The organism is uncultured Merdimmobilis sp., from assembly GCF_902471145.1.
GTDB lineage: Bacteria > Bacillota > Clostridia > Oscillospirales > Ruminococcaceae > Merdimmobilis > Merdimmobilis hominis.
The window spans coordinates 1-24,940 of the sequence record NZ_CABRJC010000011.1 but is presented as its reverse complement, the minus strand read 5'-3'; the positions used below and the strand labels follow the sequence as shown (position 1 = coordinate 24,940).

Here is a 24,940-nt window from a genome sequence, read left to right as displayed (position 1 = left end):
TGCCACTTCCTTTGTTTTGGTTGTATTCCTGCTTATTTTGTGAGAAATTAGCAAGAAAAATTCACCAAAACGGCGAAAAGAGGAGCCTTCCCGCCGGAAGGCTCCTCAAAATGGGAAAAAATGTTTAATAATTGCGGGATTCCCGCTTGCGCCGCAAGGTGCGCACCACATTGATGGCGATGGAGAGGCCGATGCAGACCACGAGCAAAATGGGAATAAACCACTCGCTGTACTGCTCATCGTTGCTGAGCACTTCGGTCCACATCTTATCCATGGCCAGGTTGATCTCGGTGGGGAGCTCGTTGAAGAACTCCGATTTCTCGATCACCTCGTCACTGGGGTAGATGATGGGGCTCTCTTGGGTCTCCTCATCCAGCAGTTCAAAAGCCGCGTCGTTGGGGGAGGAATAGCCGATGTACTCCGCGTTGGCGGCGCCCACTTCCGGCTCGCACATAAAGTTGATGTACATCTCGGCGGCTTCTTTGTTCTTCGCCTCCTTGGGGATGCACATGGCGTCCAGGAACCGGTTGGTCCCCTCCCGGGGGATGGCGAAGGCCAGGTCGGGGTTGTCGTCGATCATGGTGACCGCATCGCCGGCATAGTAGGGGGCGATGGCTGCCTCGCCGCCGGTCATCTTGTCGAAGATTTCATCCATGACATAGGCCTGCACCAGGTACTTCTGGTCTTTGAGGGCCTCGGTGGCCTCCCGGAGCTGATCGGTGCTGTCGGGGTTCATAGAGTAGCCGCATTTTTTCAGGGCAATGCCAAAGGCGTCCCTGGGGTTGGAGAACATCAGGATTTCCCCAGCGTAGTCCGCATCCCACAGGATGTCCCAGGTCTCCATATCCTTGCTTTCATCCACCAGGGTGGTATTGTAGATGATACCCACCACACCCCAGGTATAAGGCACCGAATAGAGGTTCTCCGGGTCATAGGGCTGGTACTTGAACTCTTCGCTGATGTGCTTAAAATTGGGGACGTTGTCAAAGTTTATGGGGGAGAGCATCCCCTCGTTGATCATCCTGGCGACCATGTAGTCGGAGGGGATGATCACGTCATAGCTGACGCCGCCGGTTTTCAGCTTGGCGTAGAGCTCCTCATTGGTGGCGAAGTTGGTGTAGTTGACCTTGATGCCGGTCAGCTCCTCAAACTCTTTGTTGACATTCATCGAGTCGTCCGACCCATCGGAGATGTACTCGCCCCAGTTGTAGACGTTGATGGAGATGTTCTGTCCTTTGAAGCGGGTGTAGTATTCCATATCCAGGTCTTCTTCCTCCAAGGCAAAAGCGGCGCTGGAAAGGCCGGCAGCCAATGCGAGGGCCAAAAGGAGGGCAAAAATCCGTTTCATCCTAGTCCTCCTCCTTCCGGTTCAGCCGTTTTTCCCGGCGGGCCTCCACAATGTTGGACCCTAACAGCACCAGCAGCACCACCACAAAGATGATGGTGGACAGGGCGTTGATCTGGGGGCTGACCTTGCGCCGAGTCATGGAATAGATGGCGATGGGCAAGGTCTGGGAGGTGGGCCCGCTGACAAAGTAGGAGATGATGAAGTCGTCGATGGAATAGGTGAACGCCATCAGGAAGCCCGCCATAATGCCGGGCATAATCTCCGGGATGACCACCTTCCAGATGGCCTGTGCCGGGCTGCACCCCAAATCCTGGGCCGCCTCAAAGGTGTGTTTGTCCATCTGCCGCAGCTTGGGCAGCACATTGAGGATGACGTAGGGGGTGCAGAAGGTGATGTGGGCCAGAAGCAGGGTGAAGAAGCCCAGCTCCATGTCCACGTTGAATTTGTCCCGGATGAAGACAAACAGCAGCAGCATGGAAACGCCGGTGACAATCTCCGGGTTGATGATGGGCAGGTAGGTGACGTTCATCACCAGGCTTTTCGCCCATTTTTTCATGCCGTTGATTCCGATGGCCGCCAATGTGCCAATCACCGTCGCCACCACCGAGGCGATAGCCGCGATGACAAGGGTGTTGAACAGGGCGGAGAGGATCATCTCGTTGTGAAACAGTTTAACATACCAATCCAAGGTGAAGCCGGTGAACACCCCGCGGGATTTGCTCTCATTAAAGGAGAACACAATCAGCACCAGGATGGGCAGGTAAAGGAAGCCCAGCGCCACCGACATATATGCTTTGGAATACCAGCTAGTCTTTTTCATATGATCATATCCTCCTTATCCTCACCGTCAAACTGGTTGGTGATGCTCATGCAAAGGAGGATTAGAACCATCAGCACCAAGGCGATGGCCGCACCCAGGTTGGGGTTGTAGGCGTTGCCCAGGAACTGGAGCTCAATCAGGTCGCCGATCAGCAGGTTGCCGCCGCCGCCCAGCATCCGGGAGATAATAAAGGTGGAGACCGCCGGTACAAACACCATGGTGATACCGGTGGTGATGCCCGGCATGCTCAGGGGGATCAGCACCCGGCGCAGAATCTGCGGGGTGCTGGCCCCCAAGTCCTGAGCCGCTTCGATGACGCTGTTGTCGATCTTGGTCATGATGGAATACAGGGGCAGGATCATAAAGGGCAGGTAGTCGTACACCATGCCCAGCACCACGGCACCCTGGGTGTTGATCATCTCAAAGGGCCCAAGGCCGATAAAGCCCAGCAGCCGGTTGATGATGCCGTTTTTTTCCAGCAAGGTCATCCAGGCGTAGGTGCGAAGCAAAAAGTTCATCCAGGTGGGCAGCATCACCAGCATCAGCATGGTGCGCTGCTGGCTCCCGGTTTTCCGCGACAGAATGTAGGCTAACGGATAGGCGATCACCAGGCAGAGCACCGTGGCAATGGCCGCCAGCCAGATGGAGCGCATCAAAACCGGGGTGTACTCCCCCACCGCAGAGATGTTTTCCAGCGTATAGGCGCCGGAGGAATCGGTGATCGCAAAGGCGGCCACCAACAGGAGGGGCACCACGGTAAAGATGACCATCCAAATTACGTATGGGTAGGCAGAGTATCTACTTTTCATTCTTCATCCTCCATCTTGTGCATGATGTGGATGTCGAAGGGGTCAATGCGCATGCCGATGATGGAGCCGGGCTCCTCCATTTTGGTGGAGTGGATCATCCAGTTGTAGCCAGCGGCCTCCACCATCATTTCAAAGTGAACGCCTTTGAAGATGACCGAATTGACCACGCCGTTGAGCTGGCCCTCATCCGGGGCAACGACCTTGACGTCTTCAGGCCGGACCACCACGTCCACCCGTTTCATCTGGCCGAAGCCCTTGTCCACACATTCAAATTCATTGCCGGCAAACTGCACTTTAAAATCGTCGTACATCAGGCCGTCCATGATGTTGCTTTCACCGATGAAGTCGGCCACAAAGGCGTTGGCCGGTTCGTTGTAAATGTCTTGAGGGGTGCCGATCTGCTGGATGTAACCGTCCTTCATGACCACTACCCGGTCGGACATGGTAAGTGCCTCTTCCTGGTCATGGGTGACATAGATGAAGGTGATCTCCAGGCTCTGCTGGATGCGTTTGAGCTCGATCTGCATCTCTTTGCGCAGTTTTAAGTCAAGGGCGCCCAAGGGTTCGTCCAGCAATAGGACTTTGGGATGGTTGACCAGCGCCCGGGCGATGGCTACCCGCTGCTGCTGGCCGCCGGAAAGCTGGTTGATGTTGCGCCGCTCAAACCCTTTGAGGTTGACCAGCTCCAGCATCTCCCGCACCCGCTGTTTGCGCTCCGATTCCGGCATTTTGCGCAACTTCAGGCCGAACTCGACATTTTCATACACGTTTAAATGCGGGAACAAGGCGTACCGCTGAAACACGGTGTTCAGCTGGCGTTTGTGAGGGGGTAGGTCGTTGATCCGCACCCCGTCAAAAAAAATGTCGCCTTCCTTTGGCTCCACAAATCCACCGATGATTCGCAGCGTTGTGGTTTTCCCACAACCGGAGGGGCCAAGGAACGTGACAAATTCCTTGTCGTGTATCTCCAGGTTCAACCCGTTGAGTACACGCTCGCCGTCGTATTCGACGACGATGTCTTTTAAATTGATAATACAGTTTTCCATTCTGCATCCCCCTTTGCGGATTTTTAGCCCTGCCGGCCCCTACGGGGCCCCATGGGCCCACAGCGCCTTTTGACCGCTCCCCGCAAAAGGTTAGTTTCTAATCGTGGCGGCCGGAAAACCGGCGCCCGTTGTTAGGCGGTACATACGTCGCTGTGCTCATTTTTACTGTTTACACAGATGCAAAAACCAATATAACATAATTCTTAGAATTGTCAATGATTTTTCGCAAAAAATCCATATTTATCTGCATTTTGCGGGATTTCTGCCGATTTTTTGGGTAAAACCACCTGTTTTTCTCAAAAATTCTCTGATTTTCTCTAAGAATCATCGGTTTTCACCACTCATATTTTCCTTTTTTTCCCAATGTTATAAAGGTGGCCTTTTGCAAGGGAACACTGCCCTTCCACCGGATGCTTTTTCCTCCCGAATTCAGGCGGATTCTCCCCGCCGCTCTTCCACAGGCAGGGGAATTTGTGCTACAATAATCGCAAAGCGATTCCCAGCGGGAATCCCGCCCAGTCGAGCGTCTCCTGCAAACAAAAGTAAAAGCGAAGGATGGTCGTGTTATTATGTCTACCCAAGCAGTTAAAGAATATTTGGATCAATTTGGCCGGGGTGGGGATATCCTCACCTTTGAAGCCACCACCGCCACCGTGGAACTGGCTGCCCAAGCAGTGGGAGTAGAGCCTGCACGCATTGCCAAAACCCTTTCCCTTCAAGGGAAAGAAAGCCCACTGATCATCGTGATGGCAGGGGATGCCAAACTCTACAACGGCGCTTATAAAGCCCAATTCGGCCTCAAGGCGAAGATGCTCACCCCAGAGGAGGCGCTGGAAAAAACCGGTCACGCTGTCGGCGGGGTCTGCCCTTTTGCCCTTCCTGAAGGGATTCCGGTATACCTGGATGTCTCCCTCCAGCGGTTTTCCACTGTGTTCCCCGCTTGCGGGAGCAGCCACAACGCCATTGAATTAACCCCTCAGGAGCTGTTCGATTATTCCCGGGCCGCCGGGTGGGTGGACGTCTGCAAAGGCTGGCGGGAAGAAGAATAGAGGGTAAAGGTATGTGTGTTGTGCCCGGTTCCCAACATAATTTTTAAATACTCACGCCCTCTCCCGACAAAAATTGCAAAAAGGGCTTGCAAATTGAAAAGCGCCATGCTATAATAATAAAGCTTTCTGGGTATGGCGCAGATTGGTAGCGCGCTACCTTGGGGTGGTAGAGGCCGTGGGTTCAAATCCCGCTACTCAGACCAAAGCAGCCGGTGTACACTTGTACACCGGCTGCTTTCTTTTTGCCCCAGCCCCGCGGAACAGTTTTTCTTAGTAAAACATAACGGCTGCCAAGGATTGATACATTTTCCCTTGACGTTAACACTGTGCTGCATTTTCTATGAAATCCAGAAGTGGGAGAACCCACTATGTCGTGACCGTCAGCCAGCTCCCTAAGATTTGGGAGTTTCCACTTAGATGCTCTGGGTGGAAACCGATGAAGAATATAAGTTTGCAGGCGATATGGACGACGGAAAGCACATGGGAGTTCTGTTGGGGGAATATATATCAATTTTATCGTCCATGCAAAAACTCCTCAATACTGAGTATGAAGATCTGCAGACAGGCCTTTTGATGCCGATATGAGAGCATTCTCAAGGAAATGGGAGAATTGCCAAAAGGCGCTTTTCTTTAGATAGATATCCCAATACAGCAAAAAAACCAGGCTCAATTGAACCTGGTTTTTGGTCTGAGTAGCGGGATTTGAACCCACGGCCTCTACCACCCCAAGGTAGCGCGCTACCAATCTGCGCCATACCCAGAAACTGCTTATTTAAGATACCACATTTCGCTCCAAGTTGCAACCCTTTTTTCAAGATTTGGTGCGAACTCTCAAATTTTCGCCTTGCTCCTCCAAAAATTTTTCGCATTCTTTCCCCTGCAGCCGCATACAATTTCCTCAAGCGGCACAAAAATGCCCACCATTTTCGCCAAAGGGGGATTTCCCATGCAGACTATCGGCCTGTGGACCGGCCTTGCCACCTTCCTCATCATCGCTCTGTTCCACCCCTTGGTGGTCCTTGCTGAGGAGAAATTTTCCAACAAAATTTGGGTTGCCTTCCTCGCCGCAGGGATTCTCTTCTTGGTGCTGTCCCTGCGCACCGCCGCCCCTCTCCTCTCCGCTGTACTGGGAGTGCTGGGCTTCACCTGTCTGTGGAGCATCAAGGAGCTCTCCGACCTCTCTTCCCATGGAAACCGCGCCAGAGCCGCCCGGCACAATCCGCCGCGCAGCCGGTAACCAATCCTTTGAGAGGACAAAATTTTTATGGCTCAAACGCCTTTTTATCAGGATTTCTTCCCTCTCCTTCCAAACTTGATGAAAAAAACCTCTTGACAGATTCCAAAAGACGCAGTATCATGTAGAAAAATTCAACACAGACAAAAGCTGTGAAGAGAAGAGTAGATCACAAGGCGTGTCACAGAGAGCCTCGGCTGGTGGAAAGAGGTACAAAGAATGTGGTTGAACATGGTCTCGGAGCTGCGTACCGACCGCCGGTTTCCCCGGCATAGGATACGACGGGTGCGCCCGTAATCGCGTCAGAGTATCGGCTCATCGGCCCGTACTTGTCAAGGCTCATGCCGTGAGGCATGGGTGAATTAAGGTGGTAACACGAAGCTATTTTAGCTCTCGTCCTTGAAATTGTTTTTCGAGGACGGGGGCTTTTTTATTGTGATTTTCGCCGCTCCCACATTTGTCTTTGAATTTTGCCCAATCACAAAAGGAGGCACACACCCAATGATTCAATTAAGCAACATCTCCAAACGGTTTGAAACCCCTGGCAAGGTGGTGGAAGCGGTCAAACACGTCACCCTTTCCATCGACAAGGGGGATATCTTCGGTATCATGGGCTTTTCCGGCGCGGGAAAATCCACCTTGGTGCGCTGCATCAACCTGCTGGAAACCCCCACTGAAGGCACCGTCACCGTAGACGGGGTGGAACTGACTGGCCTTTCGGAAAAAGAACTGCGGCAAGCCCGCAAAAACATCGGGATGATCTTCCAGCACTTCAACCTGATGCCCTCCCGCACAGTGTTTGAAAACATCGCCTATCCCCTCAAAGGCCGCCCCAAAGAGGAGATTGAGAAGAAGATCACCTCCCTGCTGGAGCTGGTCGGCCTCTCGGACAAACGGGATGTCTTCCCCTCCCAGCTCTCCGGCGGGCAGAAGCAGCGGGTGGCCATCGCCCGGGCTTTGGCCACCGACCCCCAAGTCCTCCTCTGCGACGAGGCCACCAGCGCTCTGGACCCCCAGACCACCACTGCCATCCTCAAGCTGCTGAAACAGGTCAACCGGGAACTGGGGGTGACCATCGTCATCATCACCCACGAGATGGCGGTGATCAAGGAAATCTGCAACCGGGCCGCGGTGATGGAACACGGCGAAGTCATTGAACAAGGGGATGTGTACAGCCTTTTCGCCACCCCACAGAGCCCGGTGACCCAAGGGTTTATCAACACCTCCTCCCTGGCCCAGAAGGTGGAGGAGTTGGACCGGGAAGGCTCCCCCGTGGTGGCCTTGAAACCCGGGGAACAGATTTTGCAGCTGACCTACCTGGGGATGGGGGCCTCCCAAGCGCTGATCTCTGAAGTGTCCCGGAAGTTTTCCATCAACTGCAACATCGTCTTCGGTTCCATTGAAATCATCCAGGAATCCCCCTTGGGCCGGCTCATTATCATTGCCAGCGGCCGGGAGGGGGACATCGCCCAGGCCATCGCCTATCTGCGGCAGCAAAAGGTAGAAGTGGAGGTACTCAAACAATGCCAGAAGTAATCGCAAGCCTGATCCCCAACGTCCTTGACCGGGTGCCCGAACTGGTCAAAAGCTTTCAGCAGACCTTGTATTTAATCGCCTTTTCCGGCGCGATCTCCTTTGTCATCGGCATGGTGCTGGGGGTGGTGCTCACCGTCACCAAACCGGGCAACATCCTGGAAAACAAACTGGTATACACTACATTGGACCGGGTAATCAACCTGTTCCGCTCCATCCCCTTCATCATCCTCATCGGCGCCCTCATCCCCCTCACCCGCGCGGTGGTGGGGACTGCCATCGGCACCAAGGGGGCCATCCTGCCTTTGATCTTCGGCACCGTGCCCTTCTTCGCCCGGCAGATTGAGACTGCCTTAGCCCAGATGGACAAGGGCCTCATCGAAGCCGCCCAGGCCATGGGCTCCAGCCCCTGGGAGATCATCTTCCGGGTCTATCTCAAGGAGAGCGTGCCGGGCATCGTCCGGGCAACCACCATCACCTTTGTCAGCTTGGTTGGCCTCACCGCCATGGCTGGCGCTGTGGGCGGCGGCGGCCTAGGGGACTTCGCCATCCGCTACGGCCACCAGCGCAACATGGTGGACATCACCTATGTCACTGTGGTGATCATCCTTCTCATGATCAGCCTGATCCAAGGGATCGGCAATTATATCATCAAGAAAACCACCCATTAATCCAAAACCAATGAAAAAAGGAGAATCCATTATGAAAACCACGAAACGCCTCGCATCCGCCCTGTTGGCCGCAGCCCTAGCTCTTTCTTTCACCGCCTGTTCCGGAAAACCCGCTGAAAATTCCTCCTCTGGGGAGGGTGGCAAAACCGTCGTCAAGATCGGCGTTGTCGGGGAGAACAGCGAGCAGTGGGAGCCAGTAAAAGCTGCCCTCGCTGCGGACAACATTGAGATTGAACTGGTCAAATTCAGCGAGTACAGCCTGCCCAACCAGGCTTTGGCCGATGGGGACATCGACCTAAACAGCTTCCAGCACTACGCCTTTCTAAACAAGGAAATCGAGGAAAAGAACCTGGATCTGACAGTGATTGGCGAGACCATCATCGCCCCCTTAGGCATCTACTCGGTCAACGTCCAGGAGGTCTCCCAGGTCAAGGAGGGGGATAAAGTGGCCATCCCCAGCGACGCCACCAACGGCGGCCGCGCCCTCAAGCTGCTGGAATCCGCCGGCCTTTTGAAGATGGACCCAGAGGTGGGGTACCTGGGCACCAAGGCCGACATCGTCGAGAATCCCCTAAACCTGGATATCTATGAGGTGGAAGCTGCCCAGACCCCCAGCCTTCTGCCTGACGTAGCTATCGCAGTGATCAACGGCGGCCATGCAGTGGACGCTGGGTTGATCCCCGCCCAGGATGCCATCTTCCTGGAGTCCACCGACAGCAGCGAAACGGAGAACAACCCCTTTATCAACGTCATCGTCGCCCGCACTGCAGATAAAGACAATGAGGTGTACAAAAAAGTGGTGGACACCTACCACACCGACGCTGTGGCCAAGGTGATCGAAGAAACTTACAAAGGCTCCTACCTCCCCGCTTGGACCAACCAATAACTTTTATGTCCTGCGCGAAAAAAGGCACCGGCTATAAGCTGGTGCCTTTTTGGTTGGATATTGGGGATTCATCCTCCGGGCCTTCATAGGCCGCGAATTTTCCGGGGAAAAGGGTCTCTTCCACAATCCGGGCGCAGTCGATGACACAGCCGCGGCAGCTGCGCAGCCGGTCAGTGACCCCATCGGTCCCCCGGAGCACCTTGCAGGCCACCGTTCTGTTCTTCTCTGCAAAGGATTCGGCCATCTGGCGGCCCAAAGCAAAGGTCGCCAATTTAGTTGCGGGCTTTTGCAGGTTGGCATCGCTGTTCCGGAGGCCCGCCAAAAACACCATGGCACAAACGCTGCCGCAGGTCTCCTGCATGCCGGCGATTCCCAGGCCAAACCCCTCCGACGCGCGGAACGCAGTCACTTCATCCATCCCCAACAAATCGCAATAGGTGCAGACCACCGCCTGGCAGCAGTTATAGCCTCCCGCATGGCGCTTTGCCGCCAATTCCACTCTACTTTTTTCCAACTTCATTCTCCCCTTTGATTGGCGGAAAGGTATCCGTCATTTTTATCATAGGTAAAATATTATGTATTTTATAATTTTAATTTATTTTATCTATGAATTTCATGGGTATTGTATCACATTCCCAGAAGGTATGCAATGGATTTTGCCAAGGTTTTCTCGCCAGTTCCCCGAAATTTGCCGGGCATGGCTGTGCCATCGGCGCACAAACTAATGCAGGGTGATTAAATGCAAGAGTATTATCAGGCAAATTCCGACCTTTCCGCCTATTTCAATTCCCTGCCCAACCATGTGCAGATGTTCATTCTCCAGTCCAATGTGGAGATTTCCACCCTGGGGGAACTGATGCAGGTGGCCGAGCATCTCAAAGAAACGCTGTAACCAAAGGATGTGATTGTATGTTCGCTCATATCAACCGGGAGGGCTGTATCTCCTGCGGCCTTTGCGTGGAACTCTGCCCAGAAGTTTTCTGCATGGCGGAGGACGGCATTGCCGCTGTCCACCAAAGCCCTGTGCCCAAAGAAGCCAAACAAGGGGCCATCACTGCCCAGGAGAGCTGCCCTGTCTCGGTCATCACAGTAGAGGAGTAATCTTTGAAACAAAAACAGGGGAGGATATAGGTATCCTCCCCTGTTTTGCTTGCTTTATTTTTGGAAAAAGCCCTCCACTACCTGGTTGACCAGCTTGCCATCGGCTTTGCCTTTCACCAAAGGCATCAGATTTTTCATAATGAGGCCCTTCTCCTTGACGGTGGGCACCTCAATGCCAAGGCTGGACAGCACCGATTCCACCGCCGCCCGGATCTCCTCCTCGCTCATGCTTTGGGGGGCGAACTCGGAGAGGACCTTCAATTTGAACTCGCATTCCTCGATGATGTCCTGGCGGCCGGCGGCGCTCTCCAGTGTTTCCTTGACCTGCTTGATCTCCTTGAGGATGATGGCGTCTTCCTCCTCCTCGGTCAAATCCTCCCGCTTGTCCTTGGCCTTGGCCTTCAGGGCGGAGAGGAGAAGGGACAGTGCGTCCTTTCGGGCGTGCTCCTTGTTTTTCAGCGCCATCATCATTTGTTTCTGCACTTCTTGGGTCTTTGCCATAGGGAAACAACCTCCTGTCAAATAGGTTACATATTAAATAAATGCATTGGATTTTTAACGAGGGATCGCCGCTGCCGACCGGAACCGTTCCACCACCTCCACCAACTGTTCCAAAAAGGCCTCCTCGCCAAAGGTGTTGATTTTGAAGAACATCGCCTGGCTGCCGCCGGTGGCGATGGCTACAAGGTGGATCTTCCCCTCCGATTCCAGCATAGTGACCCCCAGGCTGACCCGATTGCCCCCAGTGTAACTGTAGCGCTCGTATGCCTGGACACAGCATCGCACATTGCCGATACGGCAGCGGCTTTCCTCCTCCAAACTGGCGGAGGCGCTCCCCCCTAGTATCCCGTTTTGCAGCTCCTGGGAAAACACATCCAAATTCCCAGGGAAATCGGTTACATATTGGGCCATGGGTTCCCTCCTTTTCCCGGCTCCTCCCCTGTGCTTGTGGACAGGAACGCCACATAAGCCAGCAGGGTTTCTTTCTGATTTTCCACCTGGCCGTCGATGACCGCCTGAACCAACTGTTCCAGCAGCGCCCCCACTTGAGGCCCTTGGGGGATGCCCAGCTGCAACAGATCGCAGCCGGTGACCGCCAGCTGTTTGAGGCTGAAGCACTGCCCTTCCCGCAAAACGGCTTGGGCGGCGGCCTCCACCTCCCGGAGGTTTGCCAAACGGGGCGGCTGGAAAGCCAGGGCTTGCGCCAGGGTATCCGCCTCCTTGACCGCCAGCCACTGGAAAAAGACCTCCTCCCCCCAGCGGCCCAGCTGGCGCTTGACCCACCTCTCCTCCGGGAACACCGGCCGGTCGTGAAGATGGATGAGGAGAAGTACCCGTTCCCCCAATAAACGGGGAACCCGCAACCGCCTCAGCACCGTCCCAGCCAGTTCCAAGCTTTTTTGAGCGTGGCCATAGAAGTGTCCTGTTCCCTCTCCGTCCAAGGTGAAACAGCCGGGCTTGCCGCAATCATGAAGCAGCATGGCAAGGCGCACTGCCAATTCAGGAGAGGATGCCTCCACTGCGGCACAGGTGTGCTCCCACACATCCCGGTCGTGGTGAGGGTTGTACTGCAAAAATCCCTCCATTGGGAAAAGCTCTGGCAAAATTGCAAAAATCACCTGAGGGAACTCCCTCAGCACCCGACCGGCGTCTATGCCGCAGAGAAGGCGTGAAAACTCTGCCCAGATCCGTTCCGCCGCCACATAACAGAGGAGTTCCCGGGATTCCAGCACCGCGGCAGAAGTTTTTTCCTCCAGCCGAAACCCATAGCAGGCGGCGAACCGCAGCGCCCGCAGGATCCGGAGGGCGTCCTCCCGGAACCGTTCCCCTGGGTCCCCCACACAGCGGATGATCCCATTTTTTAGATCTTCCCGGCCGCCGAACCGGTCGATCACCTGCCCATCCCGGCGGCATGCCATGGCATTGACGGTGAAATCCCGCCGGGCCAGGTCCGCCTCCAAATCCGGGACAAACCGAACCTGATCCGGATGGCGGTGGTCGGTGTAGGCGCTCTCCGCCCGGAAGGTGGTCACTTCAAAGGGCTCCCCCTCCCACACCACTGTAACAGTGCCGTGGGCGATACCGGTAGGTATGGCGTGGGGGAACCGGGCCAGCACCTCCTCCGGGCGGGCAGAGGTGGCGATGTCCCAATCCTGGGGGACTCGGCCCAAAAGGCTGTCCCGGACACAGCCGCCCACCGCATAGGCGGCAAATCCGGCTGTTTCCAGCGCCTCCAAAAGGCCCGATACCCCTACTGGCAAAAACATGTCTCATCCCCCTTATTACCGTTCCTATTATACACTTCCCCCGGTTTGTTGAAAAGTCCGGGTGCAAGCTCTCTTTTCCTTCAAAAGTTTTGGGTTGTTATTCCGCTGCCTGCATTCTATTTAAAATACCTCTCAGCTGGTCAGCCAACATATCCTCTTTGCCAATATAGGTTTCACCTTCAAAAATCATGGTATTCCACAAATCATGCAGCTGCTGCGCTCCAATGGGGTTGTCACAAAGTTCGTAAGCGGCATAGATGTTGCTAATTAGTGCCTTCATCGTCTCCTGATTGGACAGATCCTCCTTCTCAGCTTTATCAATCGCAAACAGAATTAGCGTGTTACAGCGCTGTATTCTACTTTCGGTATACTCCTGCTCCTTTTTGTAGCTTCCTAGGAAGAACGAAGCGGCAATTGCCGCAGCAAAAGCTATGCAAACCACAATTTTGACAGCTCCTCTCACAACAGCGCTCCCCCTTCCGATACAATTCTACGGTCTTATAGTACCACACCGCCAGGCTTTTCACAACCGAGCAAAAAAAGAAAATCCCCCGCCGCAGCGAGGGATCTTTTTTACTCCAATTCGGCTTTGCCGGTGTAGAGCTGGTAGTACCGGCCCTTTTTCTCCAGGAGCTCCTCATGGGTGCCCCGCTCGATGATCTCCCCCTGCTCCAAGACCATGATGGCCTTGGCATTTCGCACAGTGGAGAGGCGGTGGGCGATGACAAACACCGTCCGGCCGGCCATCAGGCGGTCCATGCCCTTCTCGATAAGCTTCTCGGTCCGGGTGTCGATGGAGCTGGTGGCCTCATCCAAAATCAGCACAGGCGGGTTGGCCACCGCTGCCCGGGCGATGGACAGCAGCTGCCGCTGGCCTTGGGAGAGGTTGTCGCCATCCCCGGTGAGGACGGTGTCATACCCCTGGGGCAGGTGCTTGATAAAGGCGTGGGCGTTGGCCAGTTTGGCCGCGGCGACCACCTCTTCGTCGGTGGCATCCAGCTTGCCGTAGCGGATGTTGTCGGCGATGGTTCCGGTGAACAGGTGGGTATCCTGCAAGACGATCCCCAAGGAGCGGCGCAGGGAGTCCTTTTCAATCAGCCGGACATCGATTCCGTCGTAGGTGATGGTGCCCGACTGGATTTCATAAAACCGGTTGATCAGGTTGGTGATGGTGGTTTTGCCCGCACCGGTGGAACCCACAAAGGCGATTTTCTGGCCGGGTTTGGCAAACAGGCTGATGTCGTGGAGGATGGTCTTATCCTTGTTGTAGCCAAACACCACGTTGTGGAACCGCACATCCCCCAGAACCGGCTCCAGCACCACAGTACCGGCGGGGCCTAGGGCTTTCCAGGCCCAAATGCCGGTGTGTTCGCTGGTTTCCTCCAGGGTGCCGTCCTCTTTGCGGATGGCCTCGGTGAGGGTGACGGTGCCTTCGTCCACTTCCGGCTCCACCTGCATCACTTCATACACCCGCTCCGCGCCGGCCAAAGCCGCCAGAATGGTGTTAATCTGCTGGGATAGATGGGAAATGGGGTTCGCCACCTGACGGGTGTACTGGAGGTAGGAAATCAGGGAACCCAGGTCCAAGCCGCCGGCAATGGCCATCAGGCCGCCGACACAGCTGGTGACTGCGTAGTTGACGTGGGAGAGGTTGCCCATCATAGGCATCATGATGCCGGAATAGCTCTGGGCGCTGATGGCCGCTTGGCGCAACGCATCGTTGCGCTCCTTAAACTGGGCTTTAGCCTCTTCTTCATGGCAGAAGACCTTAATGACCTTCTGGCCCTCGATCATCTCTTCGATGTATCCATTTACATTGCCCAGCTTTTGCTGCTGCTGGCCAAAGTAAAACCGGCTCTTACCGCCGATGACTTTGATGAGCAGGAGCATGAGCCCCAAAAAGCCCAGGGAAATCAGGGTGAGCCCAGGGCTTAGGAAGACCATCATAGAAAGGGTGCCAACAAAAGTCAGCCCATTGGAGATCAGCGAGGCGAAGCTGTTGTTGACCGCCTCGCTGACGGTGTCGATATCGTTGGTGACACGGCTCATCAATTCGCCGTGGGTGTGGCTGTCGAAATAGCTCAGGGGGAGCTGTTCCATCTTGTCAAACAAGTCCCGGCGCATCTCATACACCGTCTGCTGGGAGATGTGAACCATAATGCGGGCGTATGCGTAGGAACAGCAGGCACCGGTCAGGTAAACTAGGGCCATCACCGTCAGCATCTTGGCCAAACCGGCAAAATCGCCGGGCAGGATGTAATTGTTGATCAATGGCCGCAGGAAGTAGTTCCCCGCCACCATGGCAAAGGAGCTGGCAAACAGGCATACAATGACTACCACCAGCAGCAGCTTGTGTTTGCCGATATACCCCATCAGGAAGCGGAGAGTTTTTCCCATGTTCTGAGGGCGCGCATACCCGTGTTTGCCCGGTCCGTTGCCGGGTCCGCGCATAGGTGCGGCAGTTTTGGTATTGTTACTCACTCAAACCAGCTCCTTCCTGTTGAGATTGATAGACCTCGCGGTAAATATCGCAGCTTTCCATCAACTCCTCGTGGGTGCCATGGGCCGCCACATGACCGTCATCCAGCACGATGATCTGGTCGGCGTCGCTGATGGAACTGACCCGCTGAGCGATAATGATCTTGGTGGTGCCGGAGAGATCCTCCCGGAAGGCCCGGCGGATTTTGGCATCGGTGGCGGTGTCCACGGCGCTGGTGCTGTCGTCCAAGATGAGAACCTTAGGCTTCTTCAGGATGGCACGGGCGATGCAGAGCCGCTGTTTCTGGCCGCCGGAGACGTTGACGCCGCCTTGGCCCAGGTCAGTTTCCAATCCCTGGGGCATCCGGCTGATGAACTCATCGGCGCAGGCCGCCTGACAGGCCGCCCAGATCTCTTCGTCGCTGGCCGATTCATCCCCCCACAAAAGGTTTTCCCGGATTGTGCCGGAGAACAAGGTGTTCTGCTGGAGCACCATGGCGACGGTGTTGCGCAGGTGTTCCAGGCTGTAGTCCCTCACATCCCGACCGCCCACCAGCACCCGGCCGGAGGTGACGTCGTACAGGCGGGGGATCAGCTGCACCAAGGTGGTCTTGGCCGAACCGGTGCCCCCCAAAATGCCCACTGTAGAGCCGGAGGGGATGGTGAGGTTGACGTCGGTGAGAACCAGATCGTCCTCTTTTCCATCATAGCTGAAGTTCACATGGTCGAAGACCACCGAGCCGTCGGCCACCTGTGCTTGTGGGTCGCAGGCGTCGTCGTTGATATCGGGGACCTCTTCCAGCACTTCCAGGATACGGCGGGCGGATGCCACCGACCGGGAAAGCATCATGAAGATCATGGAGACCATCATCAAGGACATCAAAATCTGGGTCACATAGGTGATGAAGCTGGTCAGTTTGCCCACCTGCAGCGCGCCGGTGTACACCATTCCGCCGCCAAACCACAGGATGGCGATGATGGTGGAGAACATGACCATCTGCATCACCGGCATGTTGAGAACCACAAACCCGAAAGCCTCTTCCGAAGCCTTGCGCAGGTTGCCGTTGGCGGTCTCAAACTTTTTGCGCTCAAAATCCTCCCGGACAAAGGCCTTTACCGTACGGATGCCGATCAGGTTCTCCTGCACAGCGGTGTTCATGTTGTCAATCCGGCCCTGGAGAATGCCAAAGCGTTTGCGCACGTGGCTTATGATGAAATAAAGCGACCCCAGCAATACCGGGATGGCCACCAGGAACACCATGGCCAGCTTGGCGTTGATCATCACCGCCAAAAAGAGGGCGCTGACCAGCATCACAGGGGCGCGAACCAGAATCCGCATGCCCATGGTGATACTCATCTGCATGGCGTTGACGTCATTGGTCAGGCGGGTGATCAGCGAGGCGGTGCTGAACCGTTCAATGTTGCTGAAAGAATACTCCTGGATTTTATTGTACTGGGCTTCCCGCAGCTCGGCGCCGAAGCTCTGCCCAGCGATGGAGGAGCAGCGGGCCAAACCCATGCCAAACCCCATGGATACTACAGCCATTGCGGCCATCAGCAAACCCATGCGGATGGTGTAGGCCGCGTCGTGGTTCTGCACGCCCACATCCACAATGTTTGCCATCACCAAAGGAATCAGCATCTCAAACACTGCCTCCATAATGCCGCACAGGCAGCCCATACCCACCCATTTTTTATACTTGGATAGGTAGGGCGCAAATTTTTTTATCATATTTTCACCCCATATCTCTTTAATGTTAGGAAGGGCTTACAATTTGGTAAGCCGACTTACTATTTATTGTTATCCTATTCTACTTCACCGGATTTTAATTGTCAATACGCACAGATACGAATTCACAAAATGATCATATGTGCCTAAAAAGTAGTCGATATCAAACCTATTGGACAGCAAATTTTGTGCATCTAGCCCCTTGCCGTAGGACTTACAAGAATATTTTTTGGCGGTAGACGCCCTGCCCCAAGCCGCTTTCCCTATAAAGCGAACATCGTTTTTTGGCGCCTAAACTCCCCAATCCCTCAACAGGGCTACCAAAGATAAAAACAGCTCCTTTTTCAAGGGGCTGTTTCCATTGAAATATGTCCGTTTTATCGCGGATGTCTTGCCAAACTTGGACGCAGCTACATGTCCGGTCCTTCCTCCCAGCGCGGGTTCTGGTGGTGGTTCCGCGGCCGCATCCCTTCCGTGTCTTCATCCTCCTCCCGGAGGCGGTTGAGGCTCTCGTACATCCGGCGCAGCAGGTCAGTGAGCAGTTCTTCATCCTGGGGGGTCACCTGGGAAAACAGCGTATCCCGCAGGTGATCTACCTCCTGGCGGCAGTCGTGGGAGGCTTTGCGCCCCAGCTCGGTGATGGTGATCCGGTTGCGGCGGGTATCTTGGGGATCAGGAGCCCGCTGTACAAAACCCACCTTCTCCATCCGCTTAAGGGAGGCTGCAATGGTGGCCTTGCTCACCTTCAGGCAATCGGCTAGCTCTTGCTGGGTGATTCCCGGGTAACGTTCCAACAATTCCAGGATAAAGGGCTGGCTTTTGTACAGCCCATAGCGGTTTAAAATTCTGTTGAGAAGGATGTCGTGGGTACGCATCAGCGCCCCAAACATATGGATCATATCCGAATCCCGATAAGGCGGCATCTTCTCTCCCCCCCTTTCTTTGCAAACCGCTGCTGATTATAGTTTTTATTGTGGCATAAAATTCCCATAGGCTAGAAAAAGCCCGTTGACACTTCGCGTCGGGATGGGCTATGCCCTCAAAGAATTGCGCTGCCGGTACACGGCAGGAGGGAGGGATTCCATCCCAACAGCAACTCATAGCATGCCATAGGCTTTGCTTGCGGCAATGGACAAAGGCTTTTTGACGAATCATCGCCCTTTGAGATTATTATAACACAATCCTGTGAAAAAACGGTTAAAATTTTACCAGTAGAGAGAATCTGTTCCCAAACCTGAGAAAAAGAAAAAGGCGGGGGAAATTCCCCCGCCCCTATTGTTGTCGATTGGTCTGGTTATTTGGTCATGGCATAGACGTCCAGGATTTCGTCCAGCTCCTCTTTGGAGAAGATGTTCTCCCGTTCCAGCAGTTCCCGGACCGAGGCCCCAGTTTTGATGGCTTCTTTGGCAATGCTGGCCGCCAGCTGATACCCCACCTTGGGGCAGATGGCGGTGATAATGCCCACGCTGCCGTGGACCAGATCGGCGCAATGCTTCTCGTTGGCAGTGATGCCGTCAATGCAGTTGTCAATGAAGGTATTGACCCCATTGGTCAAGGTCATGATGGATTCGAACAGGTTGTAGTAGATCACCGGCTCAAAGGCGTTGAGCTCCAGCTGTCCGCCTTCCGCTGCCATGGTGATGGCCACATCGTTGCCAATGATATTGAAGGCCACCTGGCTCATCACTTCGGGGATGACCGGGTTTACCTTGCCGGGCATGATGGAAGAACCGTTTTGTTTGGCAGGCAGGTTGATCTCGCCAAAGCCGGTGCGGGGGCCGGAGGACATCAGGCGCAGGTCATTGGCCATTTTGGAAAGGCTCAGGGCGCAGGTGCGCAGCACCCCGGAGACCTGGGCAAACACATCTACATGCTGGGTGGCATCCACCAAGTCGTCGGCTTTGACCAAGGGCAGGCCGGTGATCTCCCCCAGGGTGACAGCAATGTGGCCCACATAACCCCGGTTGGCGTTGAGGCAGGTGCCAATGGCGGTGCCGCCCATGTTGATGCTGTACAGATAGGGCATCAGCTCGCTGAACCGTTTCAGGTCGCGGGCGACTACCGAGCGGTAGGCGCCGAATTCCTGGCCCAAACGGATCGGGACGGCATCCTGCATCTGGGTGCGGCCCATCTTCACCACCGAGTCGAACTCCTTCTCTTTGGCCGCCAGGGATTTCTCCAGCCGCTGGAGTTCTTTGACAGCGGCCTGCAGCAATTTAATGGTGGTGATTTTGCCCGCGGTGGGGATGACATCGTTGGTGGACTGGGCGCGGTTGACGTGGTCGTTGGGATGAACCACGCTGTAATCGCCTTTCGTACCTCCGAGGATTTCAATGGCGCGGTTGGCGATGACTTCGTTGGCGTTCATATTGGCTGTGGTGCCGGCTCCCCCCTGGATGGCATCACAGATAAACTGATCGTGGAACTGACCGGCCATAATCTCATCGCAGGCCTGGCAGATGGCGTCGCAGATGGACTTGTCCAATTCGCCCACCGCTAGGTTGTTCAACGCAGAAGCTTTTTTAATGGCCGCCAAACTGTTGATAAATTCGGGGTGGAGTTTTGCGCCGGTGATGTGGAAATTCTCCGCGCCGCGCAGGGACTGAACCCCATAGTAAGCCTCAGCGGGGATCTGTTTGCTGCCGATGGAATCGCTTTCGGTACGAAATGCCATATCGCTCTCTCCCTTATTGAAATTTCTCTTTCAAAAAATGTGAATTCATGTTTTTGATGCATGATTTGCGTCATTTTCTTCATTATAGTCCCCCAACTTGTAAAAAGCAAGGGGTTCTTTTGGAAATTTTGCTGTGATATCTCCTAATTTTGTCGGTTATTTTCTGTGTAAAATATCTCAAATCATTCTTTATGTGAAGGGATTCCTTCAATTTGAGGGGGCGATCCTCAACATATCCACAAAAAAGGCGGCATGATCCCTCATGCCACCTTCATTTATCGAAGTAAAGTTTTGAAAGATAGGGGTGCCGGCCCCCTAAACAGGATATGCAAAGCCGTGGAAAAATGGGAAACTTGGGGTTCCAGATTATTCCATGGTTTTTAAAAGAATGTTAACGTCCACTATACAGCCGGACGTTTTAACCGGGAGGGTTGACATTTGCCCAAATTTGGTATATCATAATACAGCTATCTTATATTTCCATACCGAGATGTGGCTCAGTTTGGTAGAGCGCTGCGTTCGGGACGCAGAGGCCGCAGGTTCGAATCCTGTCATCTCGACCAACAGAAAAAACCCGTTAAATGGCTTTAGAATCAGCCTTTAGCGGGTTTTTCTTATCTTCTAAAACGGCTTATACCCTTGCCAAAACAGGGCAAAAACAGGGCAAAAACAGGGTGTTTTTTGTAAAGATGCAAGTCAAGACTATTGCATTTTTGCTGTCCAATGGCATGCTTTGATTGACAGCAAGAAATCCCCTGACCAGATATATCATCTGGCCGGGGGATTTTTTATTCCCTCTCTGGGGCGTCCTTCCCCTCTACAAACCAGTGGCCCTCCTCAAAGAAGCGTTTCGTGGCGGCCAATCCGCATCAAATAGCGGATCCCCGCCCAGGATGCCAGGGGGCAGTGGCCTTTTCTCCCCCAGCGCTGTGCTCCCGTTACAAGGGTAAAACCAAGCCGAGTTTTCCCAATTTATACAGACTTTATGGTATAATAAAGTTATAGTGTATATCGCTGCCATCTGCCATGCCAGAAAGGGGGAGAACTGCCGTGTCATATTATCCATACAAAGGGTTTTTTTGCTGTTTCCTTACGGCAACATCGCTTTTTCCTGTATGTTTTACGAGCGAACCCCTATTCCCCAGTCGTTTTAAACTCGCACAACTTCTACAAATTGCTCCTTCCCGAGGAGCGATGAAGGAGGGATTGTAAATGGAAGACAACCGCAGAAAAGATAAACTGCAATTCCTTGCCGAACATCTGATTTCATTGGGTTTTTGTGCGTTCTCTCTTCTCATAGTCTGTTGGAATCAAGTGGGTTGGCTCCCATGGCTGGCGGGGGGATTTCTCTTGTGGTGGGGAGTCCTCTGGCTGCTGCGGACCCACAACGCCTGGTTCCGGCCCAAAGACAAATTCCGGGATTCCAAGCTTTATGATTATACCTCCCGGGCAATCAGTACCTTCGTGCTGATCGCCGCATGGGTATATGAATACAAAACCCACTCCTCCCTAGCAGTCTACTTTTTATTGGGATTTCTGTTCCTGGAAATCCTCTGTTTTACCTGGGTCAACTATCGGTACAACTTCGGAAAGGCCAAGGAGTAATGCCGCCCCGCCAAACAAGTCCCTCTTTGCGTTGACATGCCCTTCCCAGGGCCGGTATAATAAAAGGTAGGACAATTCTCCAAAACTGACAAGAGGATGATGAAGATGAACGACAAAGTAGTAGTTCTCAACGCAGAAAAAACCAACTTTGATGGCAATGTGGATTTTAGTTCCCTGACCCCCCACACCACCGTCTACGATGACACCCAGCCGGAGGAATTCCTCCAGAGGATTCAAGGGTATGACATCGTGGTCACCAAGGAAATCCCCGTGGGAGCGGAACTGATCGCTCAGTTCCCCGATTCGGTTAAACTGCTCTGCGAGGCCGGCACCGGCTACAACAACATCGACTTAGCTGCCGCCAAAAAGAAGGGGATCACCGTTTGCAACATCCCCGCTTACAGCACCCAGCGGGTGGCCCACACCGCCATCGCCCTGCTTCTGAACCTGAGTTCTTCCCTGCAAATCCAGCAGGCGATGCTCACCCGGGGCAATCACGACAACTTCACCAAGTGCCTCCAGGTTTCCCATACCGAGGTCAACGGCAAGACCCTGGGGGTCATCGGCGCAGGCAACATCGGAAAAGAGGTCATCAAGATCGCCCAGGCCCTGGGGATGGAGGTTATCTCTTACACGGTGCCTGCACAGGAGGACGCCGATGGGGTCCACTTTGTCAGCCTGGAGGAGCTGCTGCGCAGAAGCGACTATGTCACCCTCCACTGCCCGCTGTTGCCCTCCACCCACCACATCATCAACAAGGAAGCCCTCGCTCTGATGAAGCCCTCTGCCTATCTGATCAACACCTCCCGGGGGCCGTTGGTGGATGAGGCCGCCCTCATTGAGGCACTGCAAAACAAGGTTATCGCAGGCGCGGCGCTGGATGTCCAGGAGACTGAGCCCCCGGCAGAGGACAACCCCCTTTACACCATGGAGAATGTCATCCTGACTCCCCACATGGGCTGGAAAGGGCTGGAGACCCGGCAGCGGCTCCTCTCCCTCCTCAAAAAGAATATCGATGCGTATTTGGCGGGAAACCCCATCAATGTAGTAGGTTAACCCCTGGCATCTTTTCCAAAGTCCCCGCATAATAATAAGAGGCCGGCCCAAATTGGGCCGGCCTCTTTCGCCGTTTTACCAGGTTATTTGTTGTGTTTCAGCCACTGGATGGCACAGTTGGCAAAGGTGGCGGCGCCGATGGGCAGGGCGCTCTCGTCAAAGACCACGTTGGGGTTGTGGCAGGAGTAACGGCCCTCAGGGTCAGCAACCTCAGCGCCGATGTTGAAGAAGGCGCCGGGCACCAGGCCGGTCAGCAGGGCGAAGTCCTCAGAGCCCATGACTGCGGGGATCTCGTGGAGCTTGTCCACACCCAGGAAGTCGCTGATGTAGCCGTGCATCTCCTTGGTGAAGGCGCTCTCATTGATCAGCGGGCAGACGCCGCCGGTGTACACTACCTCAGCGGTGCAGCGGAATTTCAGGGCAGTGTACTGGGCGATCTCCACCAGGCGGGATTTGATGTACTCCCGCACATCGTTGTTGTAGGTGCGGATGGAACCCTCCATCACCGCATACTCGGGGATGATGTTGGGGGCGTCGCCGGCATGGATGGAGCCGATGGTCAGCACGGCGGGTTCCGCGGTGTTGACTTCACGGCTGATGATCTCCTGCAATGCGATATGGGTATGAGCCGCAACATTGATGGGGTCGATGTTGGTGTGGGGGTAAGCGCCGTGGCCGCCTTTGCCGTGGATGGTGATGGTAAACCGGTCAGAGGAAGCCATGAAGGGCCCCTCATGGAAACCGATGTGGCCGCAGGGCAGGCCCTCGCCGGTGATGTGCATGCCAAAGGCGCCGTCCACTTTGGGGTTTTCCATAACGCCGGCGTCGATCATAGCCTGGGCGCCGGTCAGGCCCTCTTCATCGGGCTGGAACATGAATTTCACAGTGCCCTCCAGCTCGTCCTCCCGCTCTTTCAGCAGGCGGGCAGCGCCCAGAAGAATGGCGGTGTGGCAGTCGTGGCCGCAGGTGTGGGCGTAGTTGTTTTTCGAGGCAAAATCCACACCGCTGGTCTCCTGCATGGGCAGGGCATCCATATCGGCCCGCAGCAGCAGCACCTTGCCGGGCTTGGGGGTGGTGGTGGCCACTACGCCGCAGTTGCAGATTTCCTTGGGCTCGTACCCCATCTCCTTGAGGCACTTGATCACATATTTTGTGGTCTCGGGGAGCTCAGCGTTGATTTCAGGAGTCTCATGGATGGTTCTTCTATCCTTGACAATCACGTCTTTGAGTTCCTCGGCTCGTTTCATCAAATCGCTCATTGTGTTTTCTCCGTTTCTTTTCTCGACTAAATTTGTCTCGTTTGGGGACGGTCTTATTGTAGCAGGTTTCCGCCGCTTGGTCAATTGTTTACCGTGTTAAAATTGTCTAATTGTTCACAGCTCAATTTCCTTTATTTGCTGATATTCCAGCCGCAACTGCAAAAACTATTGGGGAAATACCCATGGGAAAGGATTTGATTTTATGGAAAACTCCCGTTACCCCTTTCAGCTGGAACCCCTGCCTTACAGCTATGACGCCCTCTCCCCCAACATCGACGAGACCACCCTCCACTTCCACCACGACAAGCACCTGCAAACCTATGTGGATAATCTCAACAAGGCGCTGGAACCCTATCCCCAGTTTCAAGACTGGACCTTGGAACGCCTCTGCGCTGATTACGGCTCCCTGCCGCCTCAAGCTGCCACCGGAGTGCGCAACAACGCCGGCGGCGTGTACAACCACCAGCTGTATTTCCGGTGTATGACCGGGGATAAGAACTCCCCCTCCCCGCGGATGGAGCGGGAACTGAACCGCTGCTTCGGCTCCCTGGAGGAATTCCAGAAGCAGCTGAAGGCGGCGGCCCTAGCCCGCTTCGGGTCCGGTTGGGCCTACCTGGTCCAAGACCCCAAAGGGGATTTCAAAATCCTCTCCACCGCCAATCAGGACACGCCGCTTCCCCAAGGGCTGCGGCCCCTCCTTCTGGTGGACGTCTGGGAACACGCCTACTACCTCCAGTACCAAAACCGCCGGGCCGAATACCTAGATCAGTGGTTCCCCCTTATCGATTGGCGGGTGGTGGAGTACAACGCCTTCCAAAACGGCATCGCGCGCTAACCATTCCAACCGGAGCTCAAAGGATGAGCTCCGGTTGTTTTCTTTTCCCCACGGGAGGGATCCCATGGGTGCCACTTCGATAAAAAGAGGATTTTCTCCCCTTGAAAAGACAGATTTTTTCCCACAGCCGAGAAAAAACCCTCTTTTGCTGTAGCAACTTTTTTGGATTTTCATATACTGGCAGTGGAGTAATCCAAAATTTTATCCAAATGGGGGTATTTGATTTGAATATATATCGTCCCAACGATGGCTGTTGTCCTCCTCCCTGCCCTAGGCCGTGTCCTCCGCCCTGCCCGTCGGTCTGCTGCTGCCCGGGGCCTGTAGGCCCACAGGGCCCTGCCGGTGAAAATGCCACTGTGGCTATCGGTACCGTGACCACTGGTGAGCCTGGCACCCCAGCCAGCGTAGTCAACGTAGGTACCGCCAGCAATGCCGTGCTCTCCTTTACTATCCCCCGGGGTGCAACCGGTGCCACTGGTGCAACTGGCGCCAGTGTGACCGGGCCTACTGGCGCAACTGGTCCTACCGGTGCGACGGGTG

The 24,940-nt window shown here is 54.6% G+C and carries 24 protein-coding genes, 3 tRNA genes, 1 pseudogene and 1 other annotated feature; of the genes and pseudogenes, 13 read left to right on the top strand and 15 right to left on the bottom strand.

The window, feature by feature from the left end:
• Nucleotides 1-124: 124 nt before the first annotated feature.
• Genes RDQ42_RS06650 through potA form a run of 4 tightly spaced genes read right to left on the bottom strand, consistent with a single transcriptional unit; the run spans nt 125 to nt 4,023 of the window.
• Nucleotides 125-1,348: a PotD/PotF family extracellular solute-binding protein gene (locus RDQ42_RS06650; RefSeq protein WP_071427259.1), complete on the bottom strand. Its 1,224-nt coding sequence runs from the start codon at nt 1,346-1,348 to the stop codon at nt 125-127.
• Between the two features lies 1 nt (nt 1,349).
• Nucleotides 1,350-2,168, bottom strand: a complete 819-nt coding sequence (locus tag RDQ42_RS06645) for an ABC transporter permease (protein WP_071427260.1) — start codon at nt 2,166-2,168, stop codon at nt 1,350-1,352.
• Nucleotides 2,165-2,977 (bottom strand): ABC transporter permease, encoded by an 813-nt coding sequence (locus tag RDQ42_RS06640; protein ID WP_071427263.1) that lies wholly within the window; start codon nt 2,975-2,977, stop codon nt 2,165-2,167. Before RDQ42_RS06640 ends, RDQ42_RS06645 begins: the two co-directional genes overlap by 4 nt.
• Nucleotides 2,974-4,023, bottom strand: a complete 1,050-nt coding sequence (potA, locus tag RDQ42_RS06635; protein WP_071427264.1) for a spermidine/putrescine ABC transporter ATP-binding protein — start codon at nt 4,021-4,023, stop codon at nt 2,974-2,976. Before potA ends, RDQ42_RS06640 begins: the two co-directional genes overlap by 4 nt.
• Nucleotides 4,024-4,592: 569 nt before the next feature.
• On the opposite strand from potA, the gene RDQ42_RS06630 reads away from it, so the two are divergent.
• Both RDQ42_RS06630 and RDQ42_RS06625 read left to right on the top strand, forming a co-directional pair.
• The gene (locus RDQ42_RS06630) at nt 4,593-5,072 is read left to right on the top strand and encodes a YbaK/EbsC family protein (RefSeq protein ID WP_054330873.1); all 480 of its coding nucleotides are present in this window, start codon (nt 4,593-4,595) and stop codon (nt 5,070-5,072) included.
• Nucleotides 5,073-5,198: 126 nt separating this feature from the next.
• A tRNA-Pro gene (locus RDQ42_RS06625) sits at nt 5,199-5,275 on the top strand.
• Nucleotides 5,276-5,756: 481 nt separating this feature from the next.
• Here RDQ42_RS06625 and RDQ42_RS06620 read toward each other — a convergent pair.
• Nucleotides 5,757-5,833: transfer RNA gene (locus tag RDQ42_RS06620), tRNA-Pro, on the bottom strand.
• A 185-nt stretch (nt 5,834-6,018) separates the two neighbouring features.
• On the opposite strand from RDQ42_RS06620, the gene RDQ42_RS06615 reads away from it, so the two are divergent.
• The 4 genes from RDQ42_RS06615 to RDQ42_RS06600 all read left to right on the top strand — a co-directional run bounded on the left by RDQ42_RS06615 (nt 6,019) and on the right by RDQ42_RS06600 (nt 9,396).
• Nucleotides 6,019-6,309, top strand: coding sequence for a DUF4491 family protein (locus tag RDQ42_RS06615; protein WP_071428398.1), 291 nt, complete (start codon nt 6,019-6,021; stop codon nt 6,307-6,309).
• Nucleotides 6,310-6,449: 140 nt separating this feature from the next.
• Nucleotides 6,450-6,710: a binding site (T-box leader), on the top strand.
• A 97-nt stretch (nt 6,711-6,807) separates the two neighbouring features.
• Nucleotides 6,808-7,842, top strand: a complete 1,035-nt coding sequence (locus RDQ42_RS06610; protein ID WP_054331241.1) for a methionine ABC transporter ATP-binding protein — start codon at nt 6,808-6,810, stop codon at nt 7,840-7,842.
• Nucleotides 7,830-8,510, top strand: a complete 681-nt coding sequence (locus RDQ42_RS06605; protein ID WP_054330872.1) for a methionine ABC transporter permease — start codon at nt 7,830-7,832, stop codon at nt 8,508-8,510. The genes RDQ42_RS06610 and RDQ42_RS06605 overlap by 13 nt, the downstream gene beginning before the upstream one ends.
• A gap of 31 nt (nt 8,511-8,541) precedes the next feature.
• Nucleotides 8,542-9,396, top strand: coding sequence for a MetQ/NlpA family ABC transporter substrate-binding protein (locus tag RDQ42_RS06600; RefSeq protein ID WP_231358559.1), 855 nt, complete (start codon nt 8,542-8,544; stop codon nt 9,394-9,396).
• 31 nt (nt 9,397-9,427) lie between these two features.
• Here the strand turns inward: RDQ42_RS06600 and RDQ42_RS06595 are convergent, their stop codons facing one another.
• The gene (locus RDQ42_RS06595; protein ID WP_231358560.1) at nt 9,428-9,910 is read right to left on the bottom strand and encodes a C-GCAxxG-C-C family protein; all 483 of its coding nucleotides are present in this window, start codon (nt 9,908-9,910) and stop codon (nt 9,428-9,430) included.
• 225 nt (nt 9,911-10,135) lie between these two features.
• Here RDQ42_RS06595 and RDQ42_RS06590 point away from each other — a divergent pair, with 225 nt between their 5' ends.
• Nucleotides 10,136-10,288 carry a hypothetical protein gene (locus RDQ42_RS06590; RefSeq protein WP_153801611.1) on the top strand — a complete coding sequence of 51 codons (153 nt, stop codon included), beginning with the start codon at nt 10,136-10,138 and terminating at the stop codon, nt 10,286-10,288.
• 17 nt (nt 10,289-10,305) lie between these two features.
• Nucleotides 10,306-10,497 (top strand): ferredoxin, encoded by a 192-nt coding sequence (locus tag RDQ42_RS06585; RefSeq protein WP_054330870.1) that lies wholly within the window; start codon nt 10,306-10,308, stop codon nt 10,495-10,497.
• Nucleotides 10,498-10,551: 54 nt separating this feature from the next.
• On the opposite strand, the gene RDQ42_RS06580 is transcribed toward RDQ42_RS06585, so the two are convergent.
• The 8 genes from RDQ42_RS06580 to RDQ42_RS06545 all read right to left on the bottom strand — a co-directional run bounded on the left by RDQ42_RS06580 (nt 10,552) and on the right by RDQ42_RS06545 (nt 19,645).
• Complete coding sequence (locus tag RDQ42_RS06580; RefSeq protein WP_054330869.1) at nt 10,552-10,998, bottom strand: GatB/YqeY domain-containing protein; 447 nt, start codon at nt 10,996-10,998, stop codon at nt 10,552-10,554.
• A gap of 54 nt (nt 10,999-11,052) precedes the next feature.
• Nucleotides 11,053-11,409, bottom strand: a complete 357-nt coding sequence (locus RDQ42_RS06575; protein WP_054330868.1) for a DUF6054 family protein — start codon at nt 11,407-11,409, stop codon at nt 11,053-11,055.
• Entirely contained in the window at nt 11,394-12,764 is a 1,371-nt protein-coding gene (locus RDQ42_RS06570; protein ID WP_071427266.1) for a CCA tRNA nucleotidyltransferase, read from the bottom strand. The genes RDQ42_RS06575 and RDQ42_RS06570 overlap by 16 nt, the downstream gene beginning before the upstream one ends.
• A 97-nt stretch (nt 12,765-12,861) precedes the next feature.
• Nucleotides 12,862-13,227 carry a hypothetical protein gene (locus RDQ42_RS06565; protein ID WP_071427267.1) on the bottom strand — a complete coding sequence of 122 codons (366 nt, stop codon included), beginning with the start codon at nt 13,225-13,227 and terminating at the stop codon, nt 12,862-12,864.
• Between the two features lie 110 nt (nt 13,228-13,337).
• Nucleotides 13,338-15,215, bottom strand: a complete 1,878-nt coding sequence (locus RDQ42_RS06560) for an ABC transporter ATP-binding protein (protein WP_308588471.1) — start codon at nt 15,213-15,215, stop codon at nt 13,338-13,340.
• 22 nt (nt 15,216-15,237) lie between these two features.
• Nucleotides 15,238-16,974 (bottom strand): ABC transporter ATP-binding protein, encoded by a 1,737-nt coding sequence (locus tag RDQ42_RS06555; RefSeq protein ID WP_308588463.1) that lies wholly within the window; start codon nt 16,972-16,974, stop codon nt 15,238-15,240.
• 407 nt (nt 16,975-17,381) lie between these two features.
• A complete protein-coding gene (locus tag RDQ42_RS06550) occupies nt 17,382-17,894 on the bottom strand; it encodes a MarR family winged helix-turn-helix transcriptional regulator (RefSeq protein WP_054330866.1) in 513 nt (170 codons plus the stop codon).
• A gap of 371 nt (nt 17,895-18,265) precedes the next feature.
• Nucleotides 18,266-19,645: an aspartate ammonia-lyase gene (locus RDQ42_RS06545; protein ID WP_308588461.1), complete on the bottom strand. Its 1,380-nt coding sequence runs from the start codon at nt 19,643-19,645 to the stop codon at nt 18,266-18,268.
• A gap of 486 nt (nt 19,646-20,131) precedes the next feature.
• Here RDQ42_RS06545 and RDQ42_RS06540 point away from each other — a divergent pair.
• The 3 genes from RDQ42_RS06540 to RDQ42_RS06530 all read left to right on the top strand — a co-directional run bounded on the left by RDQ42_RS06540 (nt 20,132) and on the right by RDQ42_RS06530 (nt 22,306).
• Nucleotides 20,132-20,208 (top strand) — tRNA-Pro (locus tag RDQ42_RS06540).
• A 787-nt stretch (nt 20,209-20,995) separates the two neighbouring features.
• Complete coding sequence (locus tag RDQ42_RS06535; RefSeq protein ID WP_152916793.1) at nt 20,996-21,250, top strand: hypothetical protein; 255 nt, start codon at nt 20,996-20,998, stop codon at nt 21,248-21,250.
• A 105-nt stretch (nt 21,251-21,355) separates the two neighbouring features.
• Nucleotides 21,356-22,306 carry a 2-hydroxyacid dehydrogenase gene (locus RDQ42_RS06530; RefSeq protein WP_054330863.1) on the top strand — a complete coding sequence of 317 codons (951 nt, stop codon included), beginning with the start codon at nt 21,356-21,358 and terminating at the stop codon, nt 22,304-22,306.
• 83 nt (nt 22,307-22,389) lie between these two features.
• Here the strand turns inward: RDQ42_RS06530 and RDQ42_RS06525 are convergent, their stop codons facing one another.
• Nucleotides 22,390-23,565 (bottom strand): M20 family metallopeptidase, encoded by a 1,176-nt coding sequence (locus RDQ42_RS06525; protein WP_231358563.1) that lies wholly within the window; start codon nt 23,563-23,565, stop codon nt 22,390-22,392.
• A gap of 202 nt (nt 23,566-23,767) precedes the next feature.
• On the opposite strand from RDQ42_RS06525, the gene RDQ42_RS06520 reads away from it, so the two are divergent.
• Complete coding sequence (locus RDQ42_RS06520) at nt 23,768-24,400, top strand: superoxide dismutase (protein ID WP_231358564.1); 633 nt, start codon at nt 23,768-23,770, stop codon at nt 24,398-24,400.
• Nucleotides 24,401-24,756: 356 nt separating this feature from the next.
• A pseudogene (locus RDQ42_RS06515) lies at nt 24,757-24,940 on the top strand (collagen-like protein); the annotation flags it as partial.

Excerpts from the sequence above, each read along its gene's own strand:
- RDQ42_RS06650 (WP_071427259.1), bottom strand. The coding sequence starts at position 1,348 with ATGAAACGGATTTTTGCCCTCCTTTTGGCCCTCGCATTGGCTGCCGGC.
- RDQ42_RS06645 (WP_071427260.1), bottom strand. The coding sequence starts at position 2,168 with ATGAAAAAGACTAGCTGGTATTCCAAAGCATATATGTCGGTGGCGCTG.
- RDQ42_RS06640 (WP_071427263.1), bottom strand. The coding sequence starts at position 2,977 with ATGAAAAGTAGATACTCTGCCTACCCATACGTAATTTGGATGGTCATC.
- potA (WP_071427264.1), bottom strand. The coding sequence starts at position 4,023 with ATGGAAAACTGTATTATCAATTTAAAAGACATCGTCGTCGAATACGAC.
- RDQ42_RS06630 (WP_054330873.1), top strand. The coding sequence starts at position 4,593 with ATGTCTACCCAAGCAGTTAAAGAATATTTGGATCAATTTGGCCGGGGT.
- RDQ42_RS06615 (WP_071428398.1), top strand. The coding sequence starts at position 6,019 with ATGCAGACTATCGGCCTGTGGACCGGCCTTGCCACCTTCCTCATCATC.
- RDQ42_RS06610 (WP_054331241.1), top strand. The coding sequence starts at position 6,808 with ATGATTCAATTAAGCAACATCTCCAAACGGTTTGAAACCCCTGGCAAG.
- RDQ42_RS06605 (WP_054330872.1), top strand. The coding sequence starts at position 7,830 with ATGCCAGAAGTAATCGCAAGCCTGATCCCCAACGTCCTTGACCGGGTG.
- RDQ42_RS06600 (WP_231358559.1), top strand. The coding sequence starts at position 8,542 with ATGAAAACCACGAAACGCCTCGCATCCGCCCTGTTGGCCGCAGCCCTA.
- RDQ42_RS06590 (WP_153801611.1), top strand. The coding sequence starts at position 10,136 with ATGCAAGAGTATTATCAGGCAAATTCCGACCTTTCCGCCTATTTCAAT.
- RDQ42_RS06585 (WP_054330870.1), top strand. The coding sequence starts at position 10,306 with ATGTTCGCTCATATCAACCGGGAGGGCTGTATCTCCTGCGGCCTTTGC.
- RDQ42_RS06580 (WP_054330869.1), bottom strand. The coding sequence starts at position 10,998 with ATGGCAAAGACCCAAGAAGTGCAGAAACAAATGATGATGGCGCTGAAA.
- RDQ42_RS06575 (WP_054330868.1), bottom strand. The coding sequence starts at position 11,409 with ATGGCCCAATATGTAACCGATTTCCCTGGGAATTTGGATGTGTTTTCC.
- RDQ42_RS06570 (WP_071427266.1), bottom strand. The coding sequence starts at position 12,764 with ATGTTTTTGCCAGTAGGGGTATCGGGCCTTTTGGAGGCGCTGGAAACA.
- RDQ42_RS06560 (WP_308588471.1), bottom strand. The coding sequence starts at position 15,215 with ATGCGCGGACCCGGCAACGGACCGGGCAAACACGGGTATGCGCGCCCT.
- RDQ42_RS06555 (WP_308588463.1), bottom strand. The coding sequence starts at position 16,974 with ATGATAAAAAAATTTGCGCCCTACCTATCCAAGTATAAAAAATGGGTG.
- RDQ42_RS06550 (WP_054330866.1), bottom strand. The coding sequence starts at position 17,894 with ATGCCGCCTTATCGGGATTCGGATATGATCCATATGTTTGGGGCGCTG.
- RDQ42_RS06545 (WP_308588461.1), bottom strand. The coding sequence starts at position 19,645 with ATGGCATTTCGTACCGAAAGCGATTCCATCGGCAGCAAACAGATCCCC.
- RDQ42_RS06530 (WP_054330863.1), top strand. The coding sequence starts at position 21,356 with ATGAACGACAAAGTAGTAGTTCTCAACGCAGAAAAAACCAACTTTGAT.
- RDQ42_RS06525 (WP_231358563.1), bottom strand. The coding sequence starts at position 23,565 with ATGAGCGATTTGATGAAACGAGCCGAGGAACTCAAAGACGTGATTGTC.
- RDQ42_RS06520 (WP_231358564.1), top strand. The coding sequence starts at position 23,768 with ATGGAAAACTCCCGTTACCCCTTTCAGCTGGAACCCCTGCCTTACAGC.